Origin of the sequence: Pseudomonas marginalis (assembly GCF_008692035.1) — a bacterium.
Classification (GTDB): Bacteria; Pseudomonadota; Gammaproteobacteria; order Pseudomonadales; family Pseudomonadaceae; genus Aquipseudomonas; species Aquipseudomonas marginalis.
In genome coordinates this window covers 1,989,129-2,015,320 of the sequence record NZ_VTFG01000001.1, presented here as the reverse complement: position 1 = coordinate 2,015,320, position 26,192 = coordinate 1,989,129, and the positions used below count along the sequence as shown (strand labels likewise).

Annotated in this window: 37 protein-coding genes and 1 tRNA gene; 20 read left to right on the top strand and 18 right to left on the bottom strand. The window is 58.3% G+C overall.

Annotated features, from left to right (window positions below; all coding sequences use genetic code 11):
- Window positions 1-92: 92 nt before the first annotated feature.
- Window positions 93-770, top strand: coding sequence for an HAD-IA family hydrolase (locus FX984_RS09310; RefSeq protein ID WP_027604092.1), 678 nt, complete (start codon window positions 93-95; stop codon window positions 768-770).
- A gap of 19 nt (window positions 771-789) precedes the next feature.
- Here the strand turns inward: FX984_RS09310 and FX984_RS09305 are convergent, their stop codons facing one another.
- The 3 genes from FX984_RS09305 to csrA all read right to left on the bottom strand — a co-directional run bounded on the left by FX984_RS09305 (window position 790) and on the right by csrA (window position 1,840).
- Window positions 790-1,086 (bottom strand): DUF1652 domain-containing protein, encoded by a 297-nt coding sequence (locus tag FX984_RS09305; protein WP_027604093.1) that lies wholly within the window; start codon window positions 1,084-1,086, stop codon window positions 790-792.
- Window positions 1,087-1,187: 101 nt separating this feature from the next.
- Complete coding sequence (locus tag FX984_RS09300; protein WP_027604094.1) at window positions 1,188-1,433, bottom strand: hypothetical protein; 246 nt, start codon at window positions 1,431-1,433, stop codon at window positions 1,188-1,190.
- Between the two features lie 212 nt (window positions 1,434-1,645).
- Complete coding sequence (gene csrA, locus FX984_RS09295; protein WP_027604095.1) at window positions 1,646-1,840, bottom strand: carbon storage regulator CsrA; 195 nt, start codon at window positions 1,838-1,840, stop codon at window positions 1,646-1,648.
- Window positions 1,841-2,103: 263 nt separating this feature from the next.
- Between csrA and FX984_RS09290 the strand changes: the two genes are divergently transcribed.
- Window positions 2,104-2,469 carry a hypothetical protein gene (locus FX984_RS09290; protein WP_043293337.1) on the top strand — a complete coding sequence of 122 codons (366 nt, stop codon included), beginning with the start codon at window positions 2,104-2,106 and terminating at the stop codon, window positions 2,467-2,469.
- Window positions 2,470-2,499: 30 nt separating this feature from the next.
- Here the strand turns inward: FX984_RS09290 and FX984_RS09285 are convergent, their stop codons facing one another.
- The 3 genes from FX984_RS09285 to FX984_RS09275 all read right to left on the bottom strand — a co-directional run bounded on the left by FX984_RS09285 (window position 2,500) and on the right by FX984_RS09275 (window position 4,725).
- The gene (locus FX984_RS09285; protein ID WP_027604097.1) at window positions 2,500-3,189 is read right to left on the bottom strand and encodes an endonuclease; all 690 of its coding nucleotides are present in this window, start codon (window positions 3,187-3,189) and stop codon (window positions 2,500-2,502) included.
- A gap of 4 nt (window positions 3,190-3,193) precedes the next feature.
- Window positions 3,194-3,445, bottom strand: coding sequence for a DUF1654 domain-containing protein (locus tag FX984_RS09280; RefSeq protein ID WP_027604098.1), 252 nt, complete (start codon window positions 3,443-3,445; stop codon window positions 3,194-3,196).
- A 191-nt stretch (window positions 3,446-3,636) separates the two neighbouring features.
- On the bottom strand, window positions 3,637-4,725 hold the full coding sequence (locus FX984_RS09275) for an asparaginase (RefSeq protein WP_010209102.1): 1,089 nt from the start codon (window positions 4,723-4,725) through the stop codon (window positions 3,637-3,639).
- Between the two features lie 553 nt (window positions 4,726-5,278).
- Between FX984_RS09275 and FX984_RS09270 the strand changes: the two genes are divergently transcribed.
- From FX984_RS09270 to FX984_RS09240, 7 genes are read left to right on the top strand one after another with little or no spacing between them, the layout of a single operon-like run.
- Window positions 5,279-6,238, top strand: a complete 960-nt coding sequence (locus tag FX984_RS09270; protein ID WP_092486003.1) for a sugar ABC transporter substrate-binding protein — start codon at window positions 5,279-5,281, stop codon at window positions 6,236-6,238.
- A gap of 57 nt (window positions 6,239-6,295) precedes the next feature.
- Window positions 6,296-7,849 (top strand): sugar ABC transporter ATP-binding protein, encoded by a 1,554-nt coding sequence (locus FX984_RS09265; RefSeq protein WP_027604100.1) that lies wholly within the window; start codon window positions 6,296-6,298, stop codon window positions 7,847-7,849.
- Window positions 7,846-8,823 (top strand): ABC transporter permease, encoded by a 978-nt coding sequence (locus tag FX984_RS09260; RefSeq protein ID WP_065927257.1) that lies wholly within the window; start codon window positions 7,846-7,848, stop codon window positions 8,821-8,823. The genes FX984_RS09265 and FX984_RS09260 overlap by 4 nt, the downstream gene beginning before the upstream one ends.
- Window positions 8,824-8,826: 3 nt before the next feature.
- Window positions 8,827-9,849 carry a LacI family DNA-binding transcriptional regulator gene (locus FX984_RS09255; RefSeq protein ID WP_146476652.1) on the top strand — a complete coding sequence of 341 codons (1,023 nt, stop codon included), beginning with the start codon at window positions 8,827-8,829 and terminating at the stop codon, window positions 9,847-9,849.
- A 23-nt stretch (window positions 9,850-9,872) separates the two neighbouring features.
- Window positions 9,873-10,790 carry a ribokinase gene (gene rbsK, locus FX984_RS09250; protein WP_027604103.1) on the top strand — a complete coding sequence of 306 codons (918 nt, stop codon included), beginning with the start codon at window positions 9,873-9,875 and terminating at the stop codon, window positions 10,788-10,790.
- The gene (rbsD, locus tag FX984_RS09245) at window positions 10,787-11,191 is read left to right on the top strand and encodes a D-ribose pyranase (protein ID WP_027604104.1); all 405 of its coding nucleotides are present in this window, start codon (window positions 10,787-10,789) and stop codon (window positions 11,189-11,191) included. The genes rbsK and rbsD overlap by 4 nt, the downstream gene beginning before the upstream one ends.
- Before the next feature lie 26 nt (window positions 11,192-11,217).
- Window positions 11,218-12,246: a nucleoside hydrolase gene (locus tag FX984_RS09240; protein WP_027604105.1), complete on the top strand. Its 1,029-nt coding sequence runs from the start codon at window positions 11,218-11,220 to the stop codon at window positions 12,244-12,246.
- A 26-nt stretch (window positions 12,247-12,272) separates the two neighbouring features.
- Here FX984_RS09240 and FX984_RS09235 read toward each other — a convergent pair whose 3' ends face one another.
- On the bottom strand, window positions 12,273-12,485 hold the full coding sequence (locus FX984_RS09235) for a hypothetical protein (RefSeq protein WP_027604106.1): 213 nt from the start codon (window positions 12,483-12,485) through the stop codon (window positions 12,273-12,275).
- A gap of 154 nt (window positions 12,486-12,639) precedes the next feature.
- Between FX984_RS09235 and FX984_RS09230 the strand changes: the two genes are divergently transcribed.
- Together FX984_RS09230 and FX984_RS09225 are read left to right on the top strand one after the other, a co-directional pair.
- The gene (locus FX984_RS09230; RefSeq protein ID WP_027604107.1) at window positions 12,640-12,945 is read left to right on the top strand and encodes a hypothetical protein; all 306 of its coding nucleotides are present in this window, start codon (window positions 12,640-12,642) and stop codon (window positions 12,943-12,945) included.
- Between the two features lie 142 nt (window positions 12,946-13,087).
- Window positions 13,088-13,408, top strand: coding sequence for an I78 family peptidase inhibitor (locus FX984_RS09225; RefSeq protein WP_108574065.1), 321 nt, complete (start codon window positions 13,088-13,090; stop codon window positions 13,406-13,408).
- A gap of 73 nt (window positions 13,409-13,481) precedes the next feature.
- Here the strand turns inward: FX984_RS09225 and FX984_RS09220 are convergent, their stop codons facing one another.
- Both FX984_RS09220 and FX984_RS09215 read right to left on the bottom strand, forming a co-directional pair.
- Window positions 13,482-13,694 (bottom strand): cold-shock protein, encoded by a 213-nt coding sequence (locus FX984_RS09220; protein ID WP_003234260.1) that lies wholly within the window; start codon window positions 13,692-13,694, stop codon window positions 13,482-13,484.
- Window positions 13,695-13,983: 289 nt separating this feature from the next.
- The gene (locus FX984_RS09215; protein WP_027604109.1) at window positions 13,984-14,298 is read right to left on the bottom strand and encodes a hypothetical protein; all 315 of its coding nucleotides are present in this window, start codon (window positions 14,296-14,298) and stop codon (window positions 13,984-13,986) included.
- Window positions 14,299-14,665: 367 nt separating this feature from the next.
- On the opposite strand from FX984_RS09215, the gene thrS reads away from it, so the two are divergent.
- From thrS to FX984_RS09170, 9 genes are all read left to right on the top strand, one after another.
- Window positions 14,666-16,588, top strand: a complete 1,923-nt coding sequence (gene thrS, locus FX984_RS09210) for a threonine--tRNA ligase (RefSeq protein WP_048719014.1) — start codon at window positions 14,666-14,668, stop codon at window positions 16,586-16,588.
- Entirely contained in the window at window positions 16,588-17,139 is a 552-nt protein-coding gene (gene infC / locus FX984_RS09205) for a translation initiation factor IF-3 (RefSeq protein ID WP_015884933.1), read from the top strand. The genes thrS and infC overlap by 1 nt, the downstream gene beginning before the upstream one ends.
- Before the next feature lie 60 nt (window positions 17,140-17,199).
- Window positions 17,200-17,394, top strand: coding sequence for a 50S ribosomal protein L35 (gene rpmI / locus FX984_RS09200; protein ID WP_002553160.1), 195 nt, complete (start codon window positions 17,200-17,202; stop codon window positions 17,392-17,394).
- A 30-nt stretch (window positions 17,395-17,424) separates the two neighbouring features.
- A complete protein-coding gene (rplT, locus tag FX984_RS09195; RefSeq protein ID WP_003174975.1) occupies window positions 17,425-17,781 on the top strand; it encodes a 50S ribosomal protein L20 in 357 nt (118 codons plus the stop codon).
- Between the two features lie 109 nt (window positions 17,782-17,890).
- Window positions 17,891-18,907 carry a phenylalanine--tRNA ligase subunit alpha gene (gene pheS / locus FX984_RS09190; protein ID WP_017737822.1) on the top strand — a complete coding sequence of 339 codons (1,017 nt, stop codon included), beginning with the start codon at window positions 17,891-17,893 and terminating at the stop codon, window positions 18,905-18,907.
- Between the two features lie 26 nt (window positions 18,908-18,933).
- Window positions 18,934-21,312, top strand: a complete 2,379-nt coding sequence (gene pheT / locus FX984_RS09185) for a phenylalanine--tRNA ligase subunit beta (RefSeq protein ID WP_146476651.1) — start codon at window positions 18,934-18,936, stop codon at window positions 21,310-21,312.
- A gap of 3 nt (window positions 21,313-21,315) precedes the next feature.
- A complete protein-coding gene (gene ihfA / locus FX984_RS09180) occupies window positions 21,316-21,618 on the top strand; it encodes an integration host factor subunit alpha (RefSeq protein WP_002553164.1) in 303 nt (100 codons plus the stop codon).
- Window positions 21,599-21,955: a MerR family transcriptional regulator gene (locus FX984_RS09175; protein ID WP_003174972.1), complete on the top strand. Its 357-nt coding sequence runs from the start codon at window positions 21,599-21,601 to the stop codon at window positions 21,953-21,955. The genes ihfA and FX984_RS09175 overlap by 20 nt, the downstream gene beginning before the upstream one ends.
- A gap of 90 nt (window positions 21,956-22,045) precedes the next feature.
- A tRNA-Pro gene (locus FX984_RS09170) sits at window positions 22,046-22,122 on the top strand.
- Between the two features lie 79 nt (window positions 22,123-22,201).
- Here the strand turns inward: FX984_RS09170 and FX984_RS09165 are convergent.
- The 9 genes from FX984_RS09165 to FX984_RS09135 form a co-directional block, all read right to left on the bottom strand.
- The gene (locus FX984_RS09165) at window positions 22,202-23,365 is read right to left on the bottom strand and encodes a tyrosine-type recombinase/integrase (RefSeq protein ID WP_223841647.1); all 1,164 of its coding nucleotides are present in this window, start codon (window positions 23,363-23,365) and stop codon (window positions 22,202-22,204) included.
- A complete protein-coding gene (locus tag FX984_RS32700; protein WP_223841617.1) occupies window positions 23,251-23,640 on the bottom strand; it encodes a hypothetical protein in 390 nt (129 codons plus the stop codon). Before FX984_RS32700 ends, FX984_RS09165 begins: the two co-directional genes overlap by 115 nt.
- The gene (locus FX984_RS09160; protein ID WP_146476649.1) at window positions 23,637-23,939 is read right to left on the bottom strand and encodes a hypothetical protein; all 303 of its coding nucleotides are present in this window, start codon (window positions 23,937-23,939) and stop codon (window positions 23,637-23,639) included. Before FX984_RS09160 ends, FX984_RS32700 begins: the two co-directional genes overlap by 4 nt.
- A complete protein-coding gene (locus tag FX984_RS09155; protein ID WP_146476648.1) occupies window positions 23,939-24,310 on the bottom strand; it encodes a hypothetical protein in 372 nt (123 codons plus the stop codon). Before FX984_RS09155 ends, FX984_RS09160 begins: the two co-directional genes overlap by 1 nt.
- Before the next feature lie 446 nt (window positions 24,311-24,756).
- Window positions 24,757-25,239: a hypothetical protein gene (locus FX984_RS09150; protein ID WP_146476647.1), complete on the bottom strand. Its 483-nt coding sequence runs from the start codon at window positions 25,237-25,239 to the stop codon at window positions 24,757-24,759.
- Window positions 25,236-25,412, bottom strand: a complete 177-nt coding sequence (locus tag FX984_RS32455; RefSeq protein WP_186511870.1) for a hypothetical protein — start codon at window positions 25,410-25,412, stop codon at window positions 25,236-25,238. Before FX984_RS32455 ends, FX984_RS09150 begins: the two co-directional genes overlap by 4 nt.
- A complete protein-coding gene (locus FX984_RS09145; protein WP_146476646.1) occupies window positions 25,409-25,588 on the bottom strand; it encodes a hypothetical protein in 180 nt (59 codons plus the stop codon). Before FX984_RS09145 ends, FX984_RS32455 begins: the two co-directional genes overlap by 4 nt.
- Entirely contained in the window at window positions 25,575-25,769 is a 195-nt protein-coding gene (locus FX984_RS09140; protein ID WP_146476645.1) for a hypothetical protein, read from the bottom strand. The genes FX984_RS09145 and FX984_RS09140 overlap by 14 nt, the downstream gene beginning before the upstream one ends.
- A gap of 36 nt (window positions 25,770-25,805) precedes the next feature.
- On the bottom strand, window positions 25,806-26,129 hold the full coding sequence (locus FX984_RS09135; protein WP_146476644.1) for a hypothetical protein: 324 nt from the start codon (window positions 26,127-26,129) through the stop codon (window positions 25,806-25,808).
- Between the last annotated feature and the right edge of the window lie 63 nt (window positions 26,130-26,192).

Here is a 26,192-nt window from a genome sequence, read left to right as displayed (position 1 = left end):
ATTGCCGGCGTCGTTGGCGTTTACAAGCCGCCGGGTGATCCGTAGATTGCATTGCGTCGATTATTCGTTTCAGCTCACGAGGAAACCCCGCAGTGTCCATCCGAGGTTCAGCCGTATTTGCCCGCCCTTACCGCGCCTTTCTGTTCGATATGGATGGGACTCTGCTCAATTCGATTGCCGCCGCCGAGCGGGTATGGAGTATCTGGGCTGAACGCCATGGGCTGGAGGTGGCGACGTTCCTGGCCACCATCCATGGCGCTCGGGCGATCGACACCATCACGCGCCAGGCCTTGCCCGGCGTCGACCCGGAGGTTGAAGCGCAGTGGATTACCGAGGCTGAAATCAATGATGTGCAAGGTGTCGTTGCGATTGCCGGGGCCGTCGAGTTTCTGAACCGCTTGCCCGGCGATCAGTGGGCGCTGGTCACCTCTGCACCCAGGGAACTCGCGTTGCGTCGACTGCAAGCGGCGGGTATTACGCCGCCAGCGGTGCTGGTCACGGCTGAAGACGTGGCTATCGGCAAGCCGAACCCTGCGTGTTATGTGCTCGGTGCGCAGCGCCTGGGGGTGTCGACGCAGGATTGCCTGGTGTTTGAGGATGCGGCGGTGGGCATCCGTGCAGGGGAGGCGGCTGGGGCGGATGTGATGGTCGTGACCTCGACGCACCTCAAGCCCATGGCGACGGAGCATCCTTCGATCGATGGGTATGAACAGCTGCAGGTGCAACGCAGCGCTGATGGCTTGCTGTACTTGGCGCGCGCGACGGGCTGACGCAGCAAGGCCGAGCCGGCTACCGGACTCGGCCTGTTTCGCGGGTGGCTGGATCAGGCGACGCCTGCATTCGATCACTGCGCATGCCTTGGCGTGACAGCACCATCTCCCTGAGAATCTCGTTGGCGAGCCGGGCAATCGCTTCGGCACCGCGATAATGCGCGCGCACGATTCCGGTGATTGCAAAGTGATCGGTTTCCGGACCGCTGAGCACGGCCGAGAGGGTGCCGTCGGCGTGCAGCGTACAGGTGACCGTGTAGCTGGGCAGGCGGGCTGCCAATTCAGATTCGATTTGGGTTTTAGTGAGCGTGTCCATCTGTACCGGCACCTTCTACTGACTGTGCAAACACACCCAAGGATAGGTCCTGCTGCGAGGCTGTAAATACCAGCGATCTGAAAGCGAATCGGGGGTGGGCGTCAGCGTACGGTTTTGCGCACGATGCGTTGGCACAACTTGCGCTGCACGGCCATCTGGATGGGCTTGAGGCAGAACATGAACAGGTAGCCACACAGCAGGAGTACCAGGTCCAGCCGCGAACGGGGCGCTTCGGCGCCCTCTATTTCAAGCTTCAGTCCATATTCCAAGCCGACAAAGACCAGCCCCGTCAGCAGGGCGATCATCCAGGATCTGGAGAAAAATGGCTGGGCATTGCCTGGCAGCATCGACGTGCTCCTAAGTGCACACGGATGGCGGGGTATCAGTCAGAGGATTCGGTTGCAAAGGGTGTAATAAGTTCCAGGCGTGAAGATAGTTTCATCTTGATGCATGGATGGGCATGCGGCAAAAAGCGCTTCGCGCGACACAGACAAAAGCAGACCGATGAGGTTTTCGCCAGCCGTTACAGTGAACGAAAGGGCTGGCTACTGAGGGCGCTTCAAGGCGTCTGGTTTTTGTCCGGAGCGGACAGGCCGGCCTGGATGCGCTGGTAAATCTCCTCGCGATGCACGGCAACATCCTTGGGTGCGTTGATGCCGATTCGTACTTGCTGGCCGCTGACGCCCAGGATGGTGATCGTAATGTCATCACCGATGTTTATGCTTTCACCGACTTTGCGGGTGAGTATAAGCATGGACTTCTCCTTGATTACTTTTAAGGACACATGTTTCAGACAGGGCAGGTGTCGTATGTGTGTAGCTTACTGCTAAGCGCGTCCCTGTGACTGCCTCTTTTAGGACGCATAGAGGCGACATTAATTCCCATGGCGGCATCATACAGGTCTGGGATACATCATTCGCATTGTTTAAGCCAATGTTTATGACGGCCAGAATAGACAGTGAATGATAAAGTCGCCTCTTTATCCGTTGAAGGAGCAGGGCAGTGCGTAAAGTAGCGATGGCAATTGCGGTGTTGGCATTGGCCGGTTGCGGTGAAGGCAAAAGCGTCGATGCCGCCAAGGCCAAGCCTGCCGTAACCGAAAGCCAGCCACAAACCGGCGCGATTGCTGCCCAGGAATGGGACCTGCGAGTAGGCCCGCCGGACCATAAGCTGCAGGCAATCACCGACCTGACCGCCTGGTTGCTCGAACACGGGTTCAGTTTTTACATCGTGAAGGTCGACGGCAAGGACGAAGTGCTGCTGGGGCCATTTGCAACCAGGGCCGAGGCCGAAGCCAAGCAGACGCTGCTCAACGAGAAGATGGCGCGGGCCAAGAAAACCGACACGGTGTCCGAGATCATCGAGCACAAGACCGCGCAGTAACCGCTGATTGGGCGGCAGTGCCGCCCCTGTTCAACCGCAGGCTTTCAGGTTAACCGGGCCGACAAACTCATTGCCGCGCCCCATCACGCACGCCACCGTCTGGTTCCGCTGGCGCTCCCAGGCTTGTACCGGATAGGTCTTGTTCCAGGCTTCGTACAACTGGCGATCCTGTTTCGACAGGCGCAAGCCGTACTGCTTGCTCATGTAGAAATACGTGCGTGCGATCATCCCGCGAATGGACGGGCGCGGCATGACCTTCTTGGCCTTGAAATCCACCTGGGTCAGGCACGAACCGTATTGCCCGCTTTGCACCGGCAGCCAGCCAAAACTGAAGTTACTTCGATCTCCATTGACCTCGCCGATGCTCGGCACCAGGTTGTGCAGATCCGCTTCGGCACGCTTGAATACGTCGTCATGGCGGGTGCAGTTCTTGCGTCCACCGTCTTGCCAGCACTGGCGCTGATGGCCGATCTGCCAGGCTGGAACAATGTGCTCCCACTCGATGCGCGCGGCACGGTTGGCGTTTTTGCGTGGGATGTAGCCGCAGGCTTTCAGGTCAACGCGGTTGCCGGTGTATTTGCAGCCGCAATAGAACTCGGTGGATTGTGGCGCGTACAACTTCCAGGCAACCTTTTTGGCTTCGCTGAAGGTTCGGGGCGCCTGGGCATGGGCAGTGACAGCAAAAAGCAGGCAGCACACAGCAATAAAACGGGCACTCATTGAATCAATCTTCCTTCGGCACAACCCAGAAAATCTGCACGCCGCCGTCATCCCGATAGGCGAGGGTGACGTTGTCGTTCTCCGCGATTTCCTCCAGCAAGCGCTGCCACTCGTCTTCTGGCTCGTCCGGCAAGCGGAAGATCAAGGCTGCCTTGGCTTTTTGAGCGTTGGTGGAGTTGATGATCTTTTGCACACGAATGGCCAGGCGTTCGTAGGCATCAGGTGGGGTTAGGGCTACGGAAGAGGACTTTGCCACGGAGTGTTCCTTAATAAGCTGTACGTGCATACAGTATTTAACTGTAGGCAATTTCGCAACTGCTTAAAATTCAATAAGTTCGTCTGACGGCGGTTTAGGCGAGTTGGTGTAAGGCGGGGAGGTGTTGGTTGCGGGATTTACACATGAAGTAGAGGCGGGTAAACCCGCCTCTACAGAGATGCCAGCAGGAATCAATATTCCCAGAACATCCGTTGCAGTTCTTTGCTGTCCTGGGTCTTGGTCAGGGCGACCATCGCCAGAATCCGCGCTTTCTGCGGGTTCAGGTCGAGGGCGGCGACCCAGTCGTACTTGTCGTCCGGCTGTTCGGCATTACGCAGCACCATGCCCCCGGCATTCACGTGGGAAGAACGGATGATCTGCACACCTTGCTTGCGCAATTCCACCAGCGCAGGAACCACTTTGGACGACACCGAACCATTGCCGGTGCCGGCGTGGATGATGGCTTTGGCGCCAGCCTGGGCCAGTGCCTTGTAGGCGGTGTCGCTCACGTTACCGTAGCCGTAGGCGATTTCAACATCGGGCAGGCTCTTGATGTTCTTGATGTCGAATTCCGAGTCCATGGTGTGACGCTTGGCCGGCAGGCGGAACCAGTAGGACTTGCCTTCAACGACCATGCCCAGCGGGCCCCATGGGCTCTTGAAGGCTTCGGTCTTGATATTGATCATCTTGCTGACGTCGCGACCCGATTGGATCTCGTCGTTCATGGTCACCAGTACGCCTTTTCCGCGTGCATCCTTGCTGCCGGCCACGGCGACGGCGTTGTACAGGTTGAGCATGCCGTCGGCCGACATGGCGGTGCCTGGGCGCATGGAGCCGACCACCACGATAGGCTTGTCGGTTTTTTCCACCAGGTTCAGGAAGTAGGCGGTCTCTTCCAGGGTGTCGGTACCGTGGGTGATCACGATGCCGTCCACGTCCTTGCTGTCGGCCAGTTCGGCGACGCGGCGACCCAGTTGCAGCAGGTTCTCGTTGTTGATGCTTTCGGACGCAATTTGCATCACTTGCTCGCCACGCACATTGGCGATCTGGCTAAGCTCAGGAACACCGGCGATCAATTGCTCGATACCGACTTTGGCAGCCTGGTACGTCGCACTGTTGGCGGCGCTGGCGCCCGCGCCGGCAATGGTGCCGCCGGTGGCGAGGATCACCACGTTGGACAGTTTGGTCTTGGATTCAACCTCCTTTGCCTGGGCGGCAACGGGGAACAGCAGCAGAAGGGCCAACGCCCCCGGAACAAAGTTCTTCAATGCAGATTTCATTATTTTTCTCTCTGGTTTTTGATGAGTGCTGTAGCAGGTTCATCTAGAACACCTGGGCATTGCTGAATGCCTCCAGGCGCTGTGTAGGAGCAGGATCTGTACCATGCCGAATATGTTCGAGCATATAAATTAACTTGTTGATATATATAAATTTTTACTGATTGAGCGATGAGGTTTTGCTTGCTGGGTGTCCGGCTTTCCGAACAACCTGGGGTGTGGCGTTCGGTTGTCCGAAAGTTATGACGAAAGAATCCTGAGTGCCGCGCCAAACCTGTCGTTTCAGAGAACGACCGAACGTGGCAGATGTTTAGGAGCGGCCTTCGCAGGACGGGAGAGCCGGGGCTGTAGGTCTTGCATGAAAGGCCATGTTCTACCGTTGACAAATCTCGACAAGGTTCTCATAGTTTGGCTAACGCAAACGTTTGCGAGATGTTTCACGAGACCCTCATTAGAGTCTCCTGTCAGCTCGTATCAGCCACCCGGGTGGGAGGGCCGCCGAAGCACACTTCGGTGCACGCGTTGCTCACAATAATCATAAGATCGGAGTGAACCCATGAAGCTGCCATTCGCCGGACGTCTTCTTGCTGTCGCTGTGCTTGCTGCCGCATCCGCCGCCTTACCTTTCTCCTCTGCATTCGCTGATGACGCTGCCGCCAAACCCAAGGTCGGCCTGGTGATGAAGTCCCTCGCCAACGAATTTTTCGTGACCATGCAGGACGGTGCCAAGGCGTATCAGAAAGACCACGCCGCCGATTTCGACATGATCACCAACGGCATCAAGGACGAAACCGATACCAGCGCGCAAATCGGTATCGTCAAGCAGATGATCCTGGCCAAGGTCAATGCCATCGTTATCGCGCCTGCTGATTCCAAGGCCCTGGTAAAAGTGCTGGAGGATGCCTCTAAAGCCGGGATCAAGATCGTCAACATCGATAACCGCCTGGACCCGGACGTGCTGAAAAGCAAAAACCTCGATATTCCCTTCGTCGGCCCCGACAACCGCAAAGGCGCCAAACTGGTGGGCGACTACCTGGCCAAGCAACTGGCTGCCGGCGACAAGGTCGGCATTATCGAAGGCGTACCGACCACCACCAACGCCCAGCAGCGCACCGCGGGCTTCAAGGATGCGATGGACGCTGCCGGTATGAAGATCGTTTCCACCCAGTCCGGCAACTGGGAAATTGACCAGGGCCAGAAAGTGGCCTCGGCCATGCTCAGCGAACACCCGGACCTCAAGGCGCTGCTGGCCGGTAACGACAACATGGCCCTGGGCGCCGTCTCCGCCGTACGTGCGGCAGGCAAGGCCGGTAAGGTGCTGGTGGTGGGTTATGACAACATCGACGCCATCAAGCCGATGCTGCAGGACGGTCGTGTGCTGGCGACCGCCGACCAGGCGGCTGCGCAGCAAGCGGTGTTCGGTATCCAGAACGCCCTCAAGCTGGTCAAGGGTGAGAAAGTCGATGCCAAGGACGGCATGATCGAAACCCCGGTCGAACTCGTCCTCAAGAAGTAATCCTGGCAGCACCCAACAGCGTCCGCCCGTCCTGGGCGGACGCCTGGAGATTTTCCTATGTCATCTTCCGCCCCGAACGCTGTCCTCTCGGTCAGCGGTATCGGTAAGACCTATGCCCAACCGGTTCTGGCCGACATTACCCTCACGCTTAACCGGGGTGAAGTACTGGCGCTGACCGGTGAAAACGGCGCGGGCAAGAGTACCTTGTCGAAGATCGTCGGTGGGCTGGTCACCCCGACCACCGGGCACATGCAATTCCAGGGGCAGGATTACCGTCCGGCCAGCCGTACCCAGGCTGAAGCGTTGGGCGTGCGCATGGTCATGCAGGAACTCAATCTGCTGCCGACGCTGACCGTCGCTGAAAACCTGTTTCTGGATAACCTGCCCAGCCACTGTGGCTGGATCAGCCGCAAGCAATTGCGCAAGGCTGCGATCGAGGCCATGGCTCAAGTCGGCCTGGACGCCATCGACCCGGACACTCTGGTCGGTAGCCTCGGCATCGGCCATCAACAGATGGTCGAGATCGCCCGCAACCTGATCGGCGACTGCCATGTACTGATCCTCGACGAGCCCACCGCGATGCTCACGGCCCGCGAAGTAGAGATGCTGTTTGAGCAAATCACCCGCCTGCAGGCCCGGGGCGTGGCGATCATTTATATTTCGCACCGGCTCGAAGAACTGGCCCGTGTCGCCCAGCGCATTGCGGTACTGCGCGACGGCAAGCTGGTCTGCGTCGAGCCGATGGCCAATTACAACAGCGAACAACTGGTCACCTTGATGGTGGGCCGGGAGTTGGGTGAACACATCGACCTGGGGCCGCGCAGCCTCGGCGGCCCGGCCCTGACCGTGAAGGGCCTGACCCGCTCGGACAAGGTCCGCGACGTATCCTTTGAAGTGCGTGCCGGTGAGATCTATGGCATCTCCGGCCTGATCGGCGCCGGTCGTACAGAGCTACTGCGTCTTATCTTCGGTGCCGACCTGGCCGACAGCGGCACTGTGGCTTTGGGTTCGCCGGCCCGGGTGGTGAGTATTCGCTCGCCAGTGGATGCCGTGGGTCATGGCATTGCCCTGATCACCGAAGACCGCAAGGGCGAAGGGCTGCTGCTGACCCAGTCGATCAGTGCGAATATCGCATTGGGCAACATGCCGGAAATTTCCGCTGGCGGCCTGGTTAATAGCCGCGATGAAACTGCCTTGGCCAAGCGCCAGATCGATGCCATGCGGATCCGCAGTTCCAGCCCGGCGCAATTGGTGTCCGAACTGTCCGGTGGCAACCAGCAGAAAGTGGTGATCGGCCGCTGGCTGGAGCGCGACTGCTCGGTGATGCTGTTCGACGAGCCCACCCGCGGCATCGATGTCGGTGCCAAGTTCGACATTTATGCCTTGCTGGGTGAATTGACTCGCCAGGGCAAGGCGCTGGTGGTGGTGTCCAGCGACCTGCGTGAACTCATGCTGATCTGCGACCGCATCGGCGTGCTGTCCGCCGGGCGCTTGATCGAAACCTTCGAGCGCGACAGCTGGACCCAGGACGAATTGCTCGCCGCCGCCTTTGCCGGCTATCAGAAACGTGATGCGCTGCTCAACGACGCAGTGCTTAGGGATACCCCATGAAACTAACAACTTCCCCCGGTAAAACCGGCGGCAACTTCTACGGCCTGGGCACCTACCTGGGGCTGGCCGGTGCATTGCTGGCGATGATCGCGCTGTTTTCGGTGCTCAGTGATCACTTCCTGTCCTATGACACGTTCAGCACCCTGGCCAACCAGATTCCTGACCTGATGGTGCTGGCGGTGGGCATGACCTTCATCCTGATCATCGGCGGTATCGACCTATCGGTGGGCTCGGTACTGGCGTTGGCGGCATCGGCGGTCAGCGTGGCGATTCTCGGGTGGGGCTGGAGTGTCTTGCCGGCGGCCTTGCTCGGCATGGGCTGCGCCGCGTTGGCCGGCACTATCACCGGCTCGATCACGGTGGCCTGGCGCATTCCATCGTTTATCGTGTCCCTCGGCGTGTTGGAAATGGCCCGGGGCGTCGCGTACCAGATGACCGGCTCGCGCACGGCCTATATCGGCGATTCGTTTGCCTGGCTGTCCAACCCGATCGCCTTCGGCATTTCGCCGTCGTTTATCATCGCTTTGCTGGTGATCATTGCCGCCCAACTGGTATTGACCCGCACCGTATTCGGTCGTTACCTGATCGGTATCGGCACCAACGAAGAAGCTGTACGCCTGGCCGGGATCAATCCCAAGCCGTACAAGATCCTGGTGTTCAGCCTCATGGGCCTGCTGGCCGGTGTGGCGGCGCTGTTCCAGATTTCGCGCCTGGAAGCGGCAGACCCGAATGCCGGTGCCGGCCTCGAGCTGCAAGTGATCGCCGCAGTGGTGATCGGCGGCACCAGCCTGATGGGCGGGCGTGGTTCGGTGATCAGTACCTTCTTCGGTGTGTTGATTATTTCGGTATTGGCCGCCGGCCTGGCGCAGATCGGTGCCACGGAACCCACCAAGCGCATCATAACCGGTGCCGTGATCGTGATTGCCGTGGTCCTGGATACTTATCGCAGCCGTCGTGCCAGTCGGCGAGGCTGAACCATGGCAACGATCAAGGATGTGGCCGCGATTGCAGGTATTTCCTACACCACCGTGTCCCATGTGGTGAACAAGACGCGCCCGGTGAGCGAGCCGGTACGGATCAAGGTTGAAGCGGCGATCAAGCAACTCGACTACGTGCCCAGTGCCGTCGCGCGTTCGCTCAAGGCCAAGACCACGGCCACCATCGGATTGCTGGTGCCCAACAGCCTCAACCCGTATTTTGCCGAGCTGGCCCGGGGCATCGAGGATTATTGTGAGCGTAACGGCTACTGCGTGATTCTCTGCAACTCCGACGACAACGCGGAAAAACAACGCAGCTATTTGCGGGTGTTGCTGGAGAAGCGTGTTGATGGCTTGATCGTGACTTCGGTAGGCGGTGATGACAGCGGCCTCGCCGCAGGCTTGAGCGCCGTGCGCACGCCCATGGTGATTGTCGACCGGGCGCTGGATGGCATCGATGTCGACCTGGTACGCATCGACCACGAGGAAGGCGCCTACCTGGCGACCCGGCACTTGCTTGAGCTGGGGCATCGGGACATCGCCTGCATCGGCGGCCCGGCCCACACCCGCGTCGCGCAAATGCGCCTGGCGGGTTACCAGCGTGCGCTCCGTGAGGCCGGTGTGGCGGTGGTGGCCAATCGCATCCAGGAAAGCGACTTCACCAGCACCGGCGGTTATGCTGCTGCCGTGCAATTGCTGGCGCAGAACCCGCCCAGCGCGATTTTTGCCAGCAACGACATGATCGGCTTCGGCGTGTTGCGCGCGGCGGCGGAGCGCAATATCCGCGTGCCCGGTGAACTGTCGGTGATCGGTTTCGATGACATTCAAATGGGCCGCTACGTGTACCCGGCGCTGACCACGGTCGGGCAGTCGATCCTGCAACTGGGCGAGACCGCGGCCGAGCTTTTACTGCGACGAATTGCAACCCCCCAACTGCCGATCGATCAACGCATCGTGACGCCGAGCATCGTGTTGCGTGAATCGACGGCGCCCGTCGCCGGTGTGTTCGCCCAATACCGCTGAACCGAATTGATGAGTACTGATGTATGCCAGCAAAAGTAGTGGTAATAGGCAGCTTGAACATGGACCTGGTCACCCGCGCGAATCGGCTGCCCCGTGCCGGTGAGACCCTGGTCGGCCAGACGTTTTCCACGGTGCCTGGCGGCAAGGGCGCCAACCAGGCCGTGGCCTCGGCGCGACTGGGGGCCGATGTGGCAATGATCGGCTGTGTCGGTAGTGATGCCTATGGCACTGAACTGCGTGGCGCCTTGCTGGTGGAAGGTATCGATTGCCAGGCGGTGAGCACCGTGGACGGTTCCAGTGGCGTGGCCTTGATTGTGGTGGACGACAGCAGCCAGAACGCGATCGTGATCGTTGCCGGCAGCAACGGCGAGCTGACACCCGCCTCACTGCAGGCGTCCGATGCGGTGCTGCAGGCCGCCGATGTGATTATCTGCCAGCTGGAAGTGCCGATGGATACCGTGGGCTATACCCTCAAGCGCGGTCGTGAACTGGGCAAGACCGTGATCCTCAACCCGGCGCCGGCCAGCGGCCCGTTGCCTGCCGACTGGTACGCCTCGGTCGACTACCTGATTCCCAACGAAAGCGAAGCCAGCGCACTGAGCGGCGTGACAGTCGACTCCCTCGACAGTGCCAAGGTCGCGGCGACCCACCTGATCAAGGCGGGGGCGGGCAAAGTCATCATCACCCTGGGCGCCCAGGGGGCGTTGTTTGCCGATGGCCAGGGCTTTGAGCACCTGGTGGCGCCCAAGGTCAAGGCGGTGGATACCACCGCTGCCGGCGATACCTTTGTCGGTGGTTTTGCCGCAGCACTGGCCAGTGGCAAAAGCGAAGCCGAGGCCATCCGTTTCGGCCAGGTCGCGGCAGCCTTGTCAGTCACCCGTGCTGGTGCGCAACCCTCCATTCCTACGCTGCATGACGTTCAAGGTTTTGTGCTTTTATGAAAAAGACGCCTCTGCTCAATATCGCCTTGTCGCGTTTGATCGCATCCCTGGGCCATGGTGACATCCTGGTGATCGGCGACGCCGGCCTGCCAGTGCCGCCCGGGGTCGAGTTGATCGACCTGGCGCTGACCCAGGGCATTCCCGACTTCATCAGCACCTTGCGTATCGTGCTCAGTGAAATGCAGGTGGAAAGCCACGTGCTGGCGGAAGAAATCCTGCTCAAGCAGCCACCCGCGCTGACGGAGCTGGATGCTTTGGCTGAACAGGCCGCCCTCGGCGAGCGACGTCTGCTCAGCCATGAACAATTCAAGCAACTGAGCCGTAGCGCGCGCGCTGTCGTGCGTACCGGCGAGTGCCAGCCTTACTGCAATATCGCGCTGGTCTCCGGCGTAACCTTCTAGAGTTTCCCAACGACAAGGAGTGTTTTATGCAACGTGGTCTGCCAACCCTGAAAAATCTGTTTCGGAGTGTCCTGCTTTTGTCCGCACTCACTGCTGCCAGCGCCCAAGCGGCGGAAAAAATCGACTTGATCATCGACACCGACCCAGGTGCCGACGATGTGGTAGCCTTGCTCTTCGCCATGGCTTCCCCGGACGAATTGAACATTCGTGCGCTGACCACCGTCGCCGGCAACGTACGCCTGGACAAGACCTCGCGTAACGCGCGCCTGGCCCGCGAGTGGGCCGGGCGTGAAGAAATCCCGGTGTACGCCGGAGCACCCAAGCCGCTGTTGCGCACACCGATCTATGCCGAGAACATCCATGGCAAAGAAGGTATTTCCGGCGTCACCGTCCATGAGCCTAAAAAGGGCTTGGCTGAAGGCAACGCCGTTGATTACCTGATCAAGACCCTGCGTGCGGCCAAGCCTCACAGCATCACCATTGCCATGCTCGGTCCGCAGACCAACCTGGCGCTGGCCTTGACCCAGGACCCGGAAATCACCCAAGGCATCAAGGAAGTGGTGGTGATGGGTGGCGCGCACTTCAACGGCGGCAATATCACCCCGGTTGCCGAGTTCAACCTGTTCGCCGATCCGATTGCAGCCGAGATTGTGCTCAAGAGTGGCGTCAAGCTGACCTACCTGCCGCTGGATGTGACCCACAAGGTGCTGACCAGCGAGGCGCGCCTGAAGAAGATCGCCGACATCAATAACAACGCGAGCAAGGTCGTCGGCGATATTCTCAATGAATACGTCAAGGGCGATATGGAACACTACGGCATCCCGGGCGGCCCGGTACATGACGCCACTGTCATCGCCTACCTGCTCAAGCCGTCCTTGTTCACAGGGCGTCAGGCCAATATGGTGGTGGACAGCCGCGAAGGCCCGACCTTCGGCCAGACCATCGTTGATTGGTATGACGGCCTGAAGCAGACAAAAAATGTGTTCTGGGTTGAGAACGGCGACGCCCAGGGTTTCTTCGATCTGCTCACCGAGCGCCTGGCACGCCTGAAGTAACCCGGTCGACGTTCGCCAGCCGGTTCTTATTCACGCTCGGGGTCTGGTGCCCCCATGTGATCGGCCGGGTATTTTTCGAATACCTGGCCGATGAATGCCTGTGCCGCCTGGGTGCCGAGTTCCTTGACCAGCAGGTCGATACCGATGATTGCCAGTTCTTCCGGGCTTCCTGGGCTGTAGGAGCTTTGTCCTTGGGGCCATTTGGCTTTGATGTCGGCTTGGAGCGTTACGGTGGTCATGGAAGTCTCACGGGTTGAAATGCTGGGCAATGCGCTGGAACGCGGCTCTAACCGGCGCAGTTAATCATTTTGCGCGGCGCTTGGCACTGCTACTTAGGCATGAAGCAGGTGCTGTGCGACACTGTCTCCCTGTTTAATTGCCGGGGGACCCCGCGTGCAGATCGATTTGAATAACCCCGAGAACCTGACACTGGCCGCCGTGCGTCAACTGATCGCCAGTGCCAGTGATGACGAGCATACCCAGTTGCGTGTGACCAGGGCCGGAATTGCCTACATATCTTCCGGGGTGGTGGGAGGCACTGACATCGATGGCCTGCTGTTCCGCCTGGAGACCTGGGCCAAGGGTTCCGGTTACGTCGGCAACGTCGCGGCCAGCGACGAGGTCTGGGTTACACAGATTTTCAATGCGCTGAAGCAGAACTGGCCGAAGCCGCCGTTCGATTACATCGACATCTACTGATTACGCTCATATTTGGTCACGATTGATCGGGCGAATGCCTGCTGATAGTCGGGCAGACTTACCTATCGGCGGTTTACGTTTTGAAACCTATCAGCCAGACCGCTGTCGCACGATCTCTGTTCATTTTTCAATAGGAGGCTTCATGCCTTGGAAGCTCGCATCATTAGGTACTTTGTTGGCAGCACTCGCGTTGGCGGGTTGCAGCACCCCGGGTGCCTCTGAGCCAGCCAAAGACGCCGCCGTGACCGATGCCGGTCATAGCCGCTGTGAGTCGAAGGCCGCCGAATTCAGCATTGGCCAGAAAGCCTCGCCGCAGCTGCTGGAGCAGGCCCGTACCCGTGCTGGCGCACAGAACGCGCGGATCCTCAAGCCCAACGATATGATCACGCTGGAATACCGCTCCGACCGCCTGAACCTGAACACCGATGACAACCTGGTGATCACGCGCGTTAATTGCGGCTGATCGTTTCCAGGCTTTTGCAACGCCCATAAAAAACCCCGTCACATGGGCGGGGTTTTTTTAGCTCAGCGGAGAATTACTCGCCGCGAACCTGTGCAGCTTGCATACCCTTTTGGCCTTTCTCAGCCACGAAGGAAACGGTTTGGCCTTCTTTCAGGCTTTTGAAACCGTCGCTTTCGATAGCTTTGAAGTGTACGAACAGGTCGTCACCGCCACCTTGAGGAGTGATGAAGCCGAAGCCTTTTTCATCGTTGAACCATTTAACGGTGCCGGTTTGGCGATTAGACATGGTGTATCTCCAAGAAACATATATTTTCAGTAGTGCTGTGCTGCTCAGGCCAACTGGGCACACCGGGCTATCATAGTCGAAATGTTCGGCTTGGGAGCCCCCCCAAGGCATTGTTTGCTAATCAATAGCGTTGCGTTTGCTACTTGTGTCGGCTGAAAGCCCCGATCTACGGGGCTTCGGCGTGAAATATCAGCTGGTAAAAAAAGCCGTAAAAGCTGCGTAATTTGTGCGAAATGGCAGTTTTCGGGCTGTTTTCCTGGCAAAACGGTCGTCTGATCCCAGGCCGGTCTTACTTTTTCTTCACGACTTTGCAGGACGAAATAGCCGCGACTGCTTTGTTTTTAAGCTCCGGGCTGGCGTTCTGGTTAGTCATGAGCTCCTTGATTTCCGCAGTGCTCAATTCGGCGTTGATCTTGTCGGCGCCACATTCGCAGTGGGCCTTGGCAGTCTTGACGTCTACATTCTGGCTGGCGGCCGCGCTGCAGTCGCTGACGAAACTGTCACGGGCACCGGCTGGCCAATTGGATGGAGCGGCAGCCTGCGCGCCGAGGGAAAGGAGGCTCAGGGTAGCGGCGAAAGCGAGGGTCGAGGTAAAACGCATCATGGGATGCTCCTTTGATTCGAGGACGAACGGCGATTCTCAGTGGGTTTGAGGTGTGGCGTACAGCTCAAGTTCACTTTTGCAGCTATAAAGGCTGGAATTTGTCTTTGCAGCGGATACTGCCGGCGCGGTGACCGTTCATCTGTGCTAGCATCCTTGGCTTGGCTAATTCCGGGTGCGCCATTTGCCGCCTTGCCATGTTTCTTTTCTGCTCACTCCAGTCACTGTGGTTCGATTATCGGTTGGCCGAAAGGCTCCTGCCGCTGTAAGGCAGGCGTTCATCATTGAACGGCCTGGTGTTGGATCTTGTACTGGCTCATCCCAACCCACGTGACCTTTGGTAGGGGTCACCACTAGGAGAGGAGGCGCCATGCCAACTATTACTCTTCCCGACGGCAGTCAACGTTCATTCGATCATTCGGTTTCCGTAGCCGAGGTCGCCGCATCCATTGGTGCTGGCCTGGCCAAGGCCACCGTGGCCGGCAAGGTCGATGGCAAGCTGGTTGACGCCAGCGACCTGATCACCTCCGATGCCAGCCTGCAAATCATCACGCCCAAGGATCAAGAGGGGTTGGAGATCATTCGCCACTCCTGCGCGCACTTGATTGGCCATGCGGTCAAGCAGCTGTATCCGACTGCGAAGATGGTGATCGGCCCGGTCATCGACGAAGGCTTTTATTACGACATCGCCTACGAGCGTCCTTTCACCCCGGACGATCTGGCCGCTATCGAACAGCGCATGCACGCCCTGATCGAAAAAGATTACGACGTCATCAAGAAAGTCACCCCGCGCGCCGAAGTGATCGACGTGTTCACTGCGCGTGGCGAAGACTACAAGCTGCGCCTGGTGGAAGACATGCCGGACGAGCAGGCCATGGGCCTGTACTACCACGAAGAATACGTCGACATGTGCCGTGGTCCCCACGTGCCGAACACGCGCTTCCTCAAGTCGTTCAAGCTGACCAAGCTGTCCGGTGCCTACTGGCGCGGCGACGCGAAGAACGAGCAACTGCAACGCATCTACGGCACTGCCTGGGCTGACAAGAAGCAGCTGGCCGCTTATATCCAGCGCATCGAGGAGGCCGAAAAACGCGACCACCGCAAGATCGGCAAGCGCCTGAACCTGTTCCACCTCCAGGAAGAAGCGCCGGGCATGGTGTTCTGGCACCCGAACGGCTGGACCCTGTACCAGGTGCTCGAGCAGTACATGCGCAAGGTTCAGCGCGACAACGGTTACCTGGAGATCAAGACCCCGCAGGTCGTTGATCGCAGCCTGTGGGAGAAATCCGGGCACTGGGCCAACTACGCCGACAATATGTTCACCACCCAGTCGGAAAACCGCGACTACGCCATCAAGCCGATGAACTGCCCATGCCACGTGCAGGTGTTCAATCAAGGCCTGAAGAGCTATCGCGAGTTGCCGATGCGCCTGGCCGAGTTCGGTGCCTGCCACCGTAACGAGCCATCGGGTGCGCTGCACGGCATCATGCGTGTGCGCGGCTTCACCCAGGACGACGCCCACATCTTCTGTACAGAAGAGCAGATGCAGGCCGAATCCGCCGCGTTCATCAAGCTGACCATGGACGTTTATCGTGATTTCGGCTTTACCGAAGTCGAGATGAAGCTGTCCACTCGTCCGGAAAAGCGCGTCGGTTCCGACGAGCTGTGGGATCGCGCCGAAGCGGCCCTGGCCGCAGCGCTAGACAGTGCGGGCCTTGCGTACGATCTGCAGCCGGGTGAGGGGGCCTTCTACGGGCCGAAGATCGAGTTCTCGTTGAAAGATTGCCTTGGCCGTGTCTGGCAATGTGGTACCTTGCAGCTCGATTTTAACCTGCCGATCCGTTTGGGAGCCGAATACGTCTCCGAAGATAACAGTCGTAAACACCCGGTTATGCTGCACCGGGCGATCCTCGGCTCGTTCGAACGGTTCGTCGGTATCCTGATCGAGCACTACGAGGGTGCGTTCCCTGCGTGGCTGGCTCCGACTCAGGCAGTGATCATGAATATCACTGATAAACAGGCGGATTTTGCTGCTGAAGTTGAAAAAACTCTCAACGAAAGCGGATTTCGTGCCAAGTCCGACTTGAGAAATGAAAAGATCGGCTTTAAAATCCGCGAGCATACTTTGCTCAAGGTTCCCTATCTTTTGGTTATCGGAGATCGGGAAGTCGAGATGCAGACTGTCGCTGTGCGTACTCGTGAAGGTGCTGACCTGGGCTCGATGCCCGTCGCCCAGTTCGCTGAGTTCCTCGCGCAAGCGGTTTCCCGGCGTGGTCGCCCAGATTCGGAGTAATTATTATTAAGCGTGAAATGAGACAAGATAAACGAGCTGCACCGAAAGCCCCGATCAACGAGAATATCTCGGCACGCGAGGTTCGGTTAATTGGCGCTGACGGCGAGCAGATTGGCATCGTCTCGATTGATGAAGCGCTTCGTATTGCAGAAGAGTCCAAGTTGGACCTGGTGGAAATCTCCGCCGATGCAATCCCACCCGTTTGCCGGGTGATGGACTACGGCAAGTCGATCTTCGAAAAGAAGAAGCAGGTTGCCGCGGCGAAGAAGAACCAGAAGCAGATTCAAGTAAAAGAAATCAAGTTTCGTCCAGGGACGGAGGAAGGGGATTACCAGGTAAAACTGCGCAACCTGGTACGTTTCCTGAGTGATGGGGACAGGGCCAAGGTATCCTTGCGATTCCGCGGCCGTGAGATGGCCCACCAGGAGCTGGGGATGGAACTCCTCAAGCGGGTTGAAGCTGACCTGCTCGAGTACGGTTCGGTCGAACAGCATCCTAAGATGGAAGGACGCCAGCTGATCATGGTCATCGCCCCGAAAAAGAAGAAGTAATCAACAGGGCACGGCAGGCCTTCTGATTATGTTTATCAACTGAATGCGGAGTATCCGAACATGCCAAAGATGAAGACTAAAAGTGGTGCTGCTAAGCGGTTTCTGAAAACTGCTAACGGTATCAAGCACAAGCACGCTTTCAAGAGCCACATCCTGACCAAAATGTCGACCAAGCGTAAGCGTCAACTGCGCGGTAGCAGCTTGCTGCATCCGTCTGACGTGGCAAAAGTCGAGCGCATGCTGCGCCTTCGTTAATTTTTGGATCAAGAATAGAGGAAGTAACTCATGGCTCGTGTAAAGCGTGGCGTCATTGCCCGTAAACGTCACAAAAAAATTCTGAAACTCGCTAAAGGCTACTACGGCGCACGCTCACGCGTATTCCGTGTTGCCAAGCAAGCGGTAATCAAGGCAGGCCAATACGCCTACCGCGACCGTCGTCAGAAAAAACGTCAGTTCCGCGCTCTGTGGATCGCTCGTATCAATGCTGGTGCACGTGTTAACGGTCTGTCCTACAGCCGTTTCATCGCTGGCCTGAAAAAAGCGTCCATCGAAATCGACCGTAAGGTTCTGGCTGAACTGGCCGTGAACGAAAAAGCGGTGTTTGCTGCGATTGTCGAGAAAGCTAAAGCCACCTTGGCTTAAGTACCCCCGACAGTCACCCTGGGCTGCGCCTGTAGCCCAAGGTGGTAAACGTCATAAATAGGGGAAGAGCCTTCAAGCTCTTCCCCTATTTTGTATCTGGAGTCTGTACATGGAAAACCTGGACGCGCTCGTCGCTCAAGCTCTTGAGGCTGTGCAAAGCGCTGAAGATATCAATGCCCTGGAGCAAATCCGGGTTCACTACCTTGGCAAAAAGGGTGAATTGACTCAGGTGATGAAGACCCTGGGAAATTTGCCGGCTGAAGAGCGCCCGCAAGTCGGCGCGCTGATCAACGTTGCCAAGGAGCGTGTCACAGAGGTGCTCAATGCGCGCAAGGCGACCATGGAGGAGGCCGATCTCGCGGCCAAACTCGCCGCCGAGTCCATTGATGTAACCCTGCCTGGTCGCGGCCAGGCCTCGGGCGGTCTGCATCCGATCACCCGGACTCTGGAACGCATCGAGCAGTTCTTCACCCACATCGGCTACGGCATTGCCGAAGGCCCTGAGGTCGAAGACGACTATCACAACTTCGAGGCGCTCAACATCCCAGGCCATCACCCGGCCCGGTCGATGCACGACACCTTCTATTTCAATGCAAACATGCTGTTGCGCACCCATACCTCGCCGGTACAGGTCCGCACCATGGAAGCGAACAAGCCGCCGATCCGCATTGTCTGCCCAGGCCGTGTGTACCGTAGCGACTCAGATATCACCCACTCGCCGATGTTCCACCAGGTCGAAGGCCTGCTGGTTGATCGCGACATCAACTTCGCCGACCTCAAGGGCACCATCGAAGAGTTCCTGCGAGTGTTCTTCGAGAAAGAGCTGGCGGTGCGTTTCCGTCCATCATTCTTCCCGTTCACCGAGCCATCCGCAGAAGTCGACATGGAATGCGTGATGTGCAGCGGTAAAGGCTGCCGCGTCTGCAAGCAGACTGGCTGGCTGGAAGTGATGGGCTGCGGCATGGTTCACCCCAACGTGCTGCGCATGTCCGGGATCGATCCGGAAGAGTTCTCGGGCTTTGCCTTCGGCATGGGCGTTGAGCGTCTGGCCATGCTGCGTTACGGCGTGAACGACTTGCGTCTGTTCTTCGACAACGACTTGCGGTTCCTCGCGCAATTTCGCTAGTCGTAACGAATCTTTAGGAGAGCAGGATGAAATTCAGTGAACAATGGCTGCGCGGCTGGGTAAGCCCGCAGGTAGATCGCGATGCGCTGGTTGCGCGTCTGTCGATGGCCGGTCTTGAGGTCGATAGCGTTACGCCGGCCGCCGGTGTTTTCAGTGGTGTGGTGGTGGGCGAGGTGCTGAGCACCGAGCAACACCCCGATGCTGACAAATTGCGTGTGTGCCAGGTCAGCAATGGCGCACAAACGTTCCAGGTCGTGTGCGGAGCGCCTAACGTGCGCCCGGGCCTGAAGATCCCGTTCGCCATGATCGGTGCCGAACTGCCGGGCGACTTCAAGATCAAGAAAGCCAAGCTGCGTGGCGTCGAGTCCAACGGCATGCTGTGCTCCCAGGCGGAGCTGCAAGTAGGCGAGGGCAACGACGGCCTGATGGAACTGCCGGGCGATGCGCCAGTGGGCCAGGACATTCGCGTCTACCTGGAGCTGGAAGACGCCAGCATCGAGGTCGACCTGACTCCGAACCGTGGTGACTGCCTGTCCCTGGCTGGCCTGGCACGTGAAGTGGGCGCGCTGTACAACGCGCCAGTCACTCGTCCAGTGGTGGCCGCAGTGGCTGCGGTGCACGATGAAGTGCGACCGATCGAAGTACTGGCACCAAACGCCTGCCCGCGTTACCTGGGGCGTGTGATCCGCAACGTCGACCTGTCCAGGCCAACCCCGCTGTGGATGGTTGAGCGCCTGCGTCGCGCCGACGTGCGCAGCATCGACGCTGCCGTCGATATCACCAACTACGTGATGCTTGAACTGGGCCAGCCGCTGCACGCTTTCGATCTCGCTGAAATCAATGGCGGCATTCGCGTGCGCATGGCCGAAGAAGGCGAGAAGCTGGTTCTGCTCGACGGCCAGGAAGTCAGCCTGCGCGCCGACACCCTGGTGATCGCTGACCATTCCCGCGCCCTGGCGATTGCCGGTGTGATGGGGGGCGAGCACAGCGGTGTGTCCGCGACCACGCGCGACGTATTCCTTGAAAGTGCGTTCTTCGACCAGATTGCTATCGCTGGCAAGGCCCGCTCCTACGGCCTGCACACCGATGCGTCACATCGCTATGAGCGCGGTGTGGACTGGAAGCTCGCCCGTGAAGCCATGGAGCGCGCCACTGGCCTGCTGCTGGAAATCACCGGTGGCGAAGCCGGCCCGATCACTGAGATTGTCAGCGAACAGCATCTGCCGTCCGTTGCGCCGATCACCCTGCGCGCCAAAAGCGTTGAGCAAATGCTTGGCCTGGTCATCGCCCCGTCTGAAATCGAACAACTGCTGTCGGCCCTCGGGTTGAACATTTCTGCGGGTGGGGAAGGGCAGTGGCATGTTGAAGTGCCAAGCCATCGCTTCGATATCAGCCTGGAAGTCGATCTGATCGAAGAGTTGGCTCGCCTGTACGGTTACAACCGCCTGCCGGTTCGTTACCCGCAAGCGCGCCTGGCGCCGCAACCCAAGGCAGAAGCGCGTGCGCACCTGCCTGAGCTGCGTCGTCTGCTGGTCGCCCGTGGCTATCAGGAAGCGGTGACCTACAGCTTCATCGATCCCAAGCAGTTCGAGCTGTTCAATCCGGGCGTCGAGCCGCTGCTGCTGGCCAACCCGATCTCCAACGACATGGCCGCCATGCGTTCATCCCTGTGGCCAGGCCTGGTGAAAGCCCTTTCCCATAACCTGAACCGTCAGCAAGACCGCGTGCGCATGTTCGAAAGCGGCCTGCGGTTTGTCGGTCAACTCGACGGCCTGAAGCAAGAGCCGATGCTGGCCGGTGTTGTTTGCGGCAGCCGCTTGCCGGAAGGCTGGGCGCAAGGCCGGGATGCCGTGGACTTCTTCGACGTTAAAGCGGACGTGGAAGCGGTACTGGGTTTTGCCGGTGCACTGGACGACTTCACATTTGTGCCAGGCAACCACCCGGCGCTGCACCCAGGTCAGACTGCGCGTATCGAGCGCGAGGGTCGTCTGGTGGGCTTCGTCGGCGCCATCCACCCGGAACTGTCGAAAACCCTTGGTCTCGACCGCCCGGTCTTCGTCTTCGAACTGGTGCTGGCCGAGGTGGCCTCGGGCAAGATGCCTAAATTCAGCGAGTTGTCGCGCTTCCCTGAAGTGCGTCGTGACCTGGCCCTGATCGCCGATCGTGAAGTCGCCGCTACTGCTGTTCTGGATGTAATCCGTGAAAATGCAGGGGAATGGCTGACAGACCTCAGGCTATTTGACGTCTATCAGGGTAAAGGCATTGATCCGCATAGAAAAAGCCTTGCAGTTGGCTTGACCTGGCAGCATCCATCGCGCACTCTTAATGACGATGAGGTGAATGCCACGACACAAAATATCCTCACCTCGCTCGAACAAAGGTTGAACGCCACGTTAAGGAAGTGACGTATGGGGGCTTTGACGAAAGCTGAGATGGCGGAACGTCTGTACGAAGAGTTGGGTCTGAACAAGCGCGAGGCCAAGGAATTGGTCGAGCTGTTTTTTGAAGAGATCAGACACGCTCTGGAAGACAACGAACAGGTCAAATTGTCCGGTTTCGGCAATTTTGATCTGCGGGACAAACGCCAGCGGCCTGGCCGCAATCCAAAAACGGGAGAAGAAATCCCGATCACGGCTCGCCGTGTGGTCACCTTTCGTCCAGGGCAGAAGTTGAAGGCCCGAGTTGAGGCTTATGCTGGAACCAAGTCATAACGACGAGCTACCCGTCATCCCAGGCAAACGCTACTTCACCATTGGTGAAGTCAGCGAGCTTTGTGCGGTAAAACCGCACGTGCTGCGCTATTGGGAGCAGGAGTTTCCTCAACTCAACCCCGTCAAACGCACCGGGAACCGTCGGTATTATCAGCGCCAGGATGTGCTGATGATCCGACAGATCCGTGCGTTGCTTTACGATCAGGGGTTCACCATCAGCGGCGCGCGCCAGCGTATGTCCGGTGATGAAGCCAAAGACGACACCACCCAGTACAAGCAACTGATCCGCCAGATGATCTCCGAACTGGAAGATGTGCTGGTGGTTTTGAAGAAATGATTCAGGCTTTTAAAATACTTCCACATTTCAAAAGCTTGCGGTATATTCCTGATCGCTTCGTTGCGAAGCGAACCCAGTAACACGCCTAGTCGGGGCGTAGCGCAGTCCGGTAGCGCACTAGCATGGGGTGCTAGGGGTCGAGTGTTCGAATCACTCCGTCCCGACCATATTTTTCAATGACTTAGGCCAATGTTCACAGCATTGGCCTTTTTCATGTGCGTGACTTTTGCGTGACTTCTCTATTTTTCACGCCTGCTTCCTCTTCAAAATTGTCAGGACCGGTCCGCGAGAATCGGTTGCTGATACCATGTTCGCAGCTTCGATCAGATGCCCGAGTTCAGCGCCCGAGTAGTGACTGGTGATGCTGCCGTTCTTGTGCCCAAGCAGGGCCTTGCGATCTTCCTCGGTTACGCCCGCTGCACGCAACCGGCGGCCAAACGTGTGCTTGAGGTCATGGATCCTGATGGATGCATAACCTGGGTGAGCGGGGCGAAGGTTTTCCTCCTGCCAGAGTTTCGCCGCTCTCACCCGCGCCTTCTTCCATGCCGAGTCATTCATTCGGTGCATAGCGGTGCCGTTGTATGGGAAAACCCATTCCTTGCTGATGCCGCGCTGCTTTTTGATTATCGACCTGGCCACGTTGTTCAGCACTACCAGCCGCTCGTCACCGTTCTTCACGCCGGAGCGCTCATGCCGGCCACCAAAGTCGGCCGGTATCAGAAATACGCTGGTGCCGAGTTCTGGCACCGCGATCTCCCAATCCCACCTCAGCTTGCACACCTCCTGCTCTCTCGTGCCGGTGTTCACCTTGAACAGCGCCATCGTCTGTAGGTGCGCCGGCAACTCAGCAAAAAGAATCGACTGCTCCGGCCATGACATTGGGTACGGCTTGCGGCTCGACTTCTTCTCTTCCAGCTTCGTGAGCATCGGCACGCTATCCAGCCACGGCCTGCGCTCATCGTCTCGCCACTTCCTGGCACACAACGATAAAACCCGAACCACACGCTCGATCGAGATATTCACCGTTCTGTTGCTGACACCCTTCTTCACCTTTCCGCCTTCAAGCTTCTTCGTCGCTAACCGATCCTTGATGAATGGCACCAGGGCCTGGTCATCAATGTGCGTCAGTGGCATGTCGCCAATGAATGGGTCGAGCTGTGAGAGGTGATGCGCCGAAAGCTTGATAGACGGCTGGTCTTTGAACTCCAGCAGGAAGCGAGTTGCCGCCTCCCGCCAGGTCCTGACCTTCTTCACTCCGTACACCTTCTGCTGCCGGATCTGCTCCAACCTGTAGATCAGGTAGCGCTCCGCTTCTTCCCGGTCACCAGTTCCAGTGCTTTCGTAAAGTCGTTCTCCGTTGATTTTCTTGTCGATATGCCAGATGCCTTTCCTTTGGGAGAGGCCTGTGATCGATTTTCGCGCCATGATTTATCTCCCTTCTGGCGCTCGCTGCGGGGCGATTGTTGCTCCGTTGCGCCTTTTTTATCAATCGCCGCGGCTTCTACATATGCCGTAGCCCAGTCATCCAGCTCTTGCCGGTCGAACCCAACACCGCGTTCGCCTATGGGGAATTCCCGGATATGCGGGCGAACGTCGGCGTCAAACACAGATCGGCACATGCCCAGGTAAGCGGGCGCGTACTTGGCCCGGATGAAGCGAGGAAGCAGTGCGAGTTCAGCGCTCATTTCTCCAGATCCCGATTTTCCATGGCATGCACATGCTCTGTGACGGCTAAGAACAGATCCGGCGACATCCGGTCGCGTAACGCTTTGATCAGGGCTTCGCTATGCGCAACGTTCTTTCTGTGGTTGCGGGCGATGTTTGCGATCTTCTGCTTGTTGACGTGGGCTTGCCTTTGCGACTCTGCCAGCAGCCTTTCGCTGATGTTCTGCTGGCGAATCACCTTCTCTTGCGCCTGATGCAGCTCGGTACGTAGTGACGCTTCAGCCCATCGACGCAGCCATGCATTCAAAACTGCTCGCATCACTCATCCTCCCCAGCTTTGGCGCGGGACTGGGCGCAGGCGAGCCAGCCCATCCAAAGAGTGTCTGTGACATCATCAGAAAATTGCATCTTCGTGTCGTCACGATCTTTGAAGCCTGGAACGTATAGAGTCTTGTCCTGCATGTGATCCATGAACTTCGAAAGTTCTGCCGCCTCGTCGTAGATGGGTTGCGGCGGGGTTGGAGCTGCGTCGAGCATTGCGCGATAAATGTCGACCTGCATGCCTGTTTTGATTTGCATGTCATCATCACAGCGCGGGCAATATCCTCCGCACTCTGGTGCTGCTGAATCTTCCATCGCAACGGTCGGCTCAACCGGCACCAGCTTGAAACCCTTAGGAATGTCGTTCATACCACCTCCACAGCCTTGAATTGACCCGGCCGCCAAAGCCTGCTTGGCTCGCCACGGAAGAAGCTGACGTAGCTCCCTCGGGTTGATGTCGACTTGCTGACCCGGTGCCAGCGTCCGGTGTTGTCTTGGATTCGGTACATATCATCCTTCCTCGCCGCAGCAATCTGGACAGTCCATTACGTAGCCATCTACGAGGTTGCTCGGCACTGTCTTCTTGTCCAGGCACAGGAGGCAACTCGGCTCATCGCGTGGCGTGATTCCGCCGTATTGGTCAATCCGGCCTCCCAACTCTGTGAACTTTGAGCCAGAAAGTAGGTTGTAGCGTGGGTCCTCAGACCAGCCACACGGGCACCCCCAGGGGCCATAGATAACGCCGACTCCCACGTCCGCCGAATCACGTGAGCACCCTTGTTTGCAAACCGGGCATTCATGGCTTTCCGTTTCGTTCATGATTTAGCTCCAATTGCATTCTCGATTGCTCGGCCTGCTATCTCGGCACCCTCAACACCCTCATCAAAAGCAAAAGCTATGAACCGGAGAGCGTCAGTACCGGCGCGTCGCAGCGCCTTGTTCTCGGCCTTGAGCTGGTCGCGCTGCCGACGCGCAGAATCTCTTGCGGCACATACCTTGCGAAGCTCTCCACTGTCTCGGCCGTGCTGGGCGCGAAGCTTATCCACCTCGACCAAAGCCTCGGCCCAGCTGTCGAAGCCACTGGCCTCGCGAAGGGAAACCATGTGAGCCTTGAACTCGGCCATAGCCTCGTTCTCGGCGATCAGGGCAAGGACCGCTTCAGGACTTGCCGCGCATCGGAACGAGGCCTGAGCAGGCAGGGACTCCCATCCATGACCAGAAGCAGCAAGCTTGATCACTCTCGCCTCCTCGGTTTTTGCAGCCTCAGCCAGCTGCTGCAGTTCGGTGTAGTCGGTCATTGCCACTTCTCCCCACGGTCAGCCCTTGGCCTTCCAACATCAAAAAAGAACCCCAGGCAGCAGATATATGCGACCAGCCCAATGACGCGGCTATCAGTCATCACGGCCATGATCAGCGCGGGCATGATCGAGGCCACTAGAGCAAATATGAGGTTGATCAATATTCCCTTCATGCCTTCCTCCCAGCTTCACGCTGTGCTTTGTTCCAGCCGGCTGCCCAGCGATGGTTAGAGACGGGTGACTTATCCCCGTCGAATGGGTTTTCTTTGATGCCAAGGCCTTTGATGAAGCCAAGAAACCCCTGCTCAAACGGGGTAATGCTCCGACCGTGCAGCTCAGCAATGGCCATGGCGTTCCACCTCTATGCGCTTCTGAATCCCCACTCGGTAGCTCTCCGGCCTCTCCGCCGCAGTGCGCTCGATGTTCTCGATAACGCGCTCAACACCACCCAGGATCGGGTCTATCTGGCGTCCGGCTTTGATCAACTCATCAGCCAGGTGCCATCCTTCGATTTCTTCAATGCGAGACATGGCAAAGCTCCTTGCCGGGGTGCGGCAGGCGTGGTTTTAATCGATTTGGTAGTACACGTAGCAGTCGACGCCCTGATTCTTGAGCGACTCGTACATGGCCTGGACACCTGCGTACCGGCGATTGCCGATCCCTGCAAACGGCGCGTCAAGGTGGAACCCTCGCGCGTGCCAGCCGTGTGCTTCCTGAAGGTATCCGCGCAAACCCTCAACCCAGGCCGCGCGCACACCAGGCATCCGTATAACGACCCGATCACAGTTGGCGCTTCCACCATCATTGGTACACGCATCTGCTGCGATCTGACCGGCTTTCATGGCGATTTCAATCTTTGGTGGCAGGGTGGCTATTTCAGCTTTCTTCATGGCGAACGCATCCTTGCCGCTATAGCGGCTGACTTTGAAGGGGGAGGGGTTACATGTTTTGCG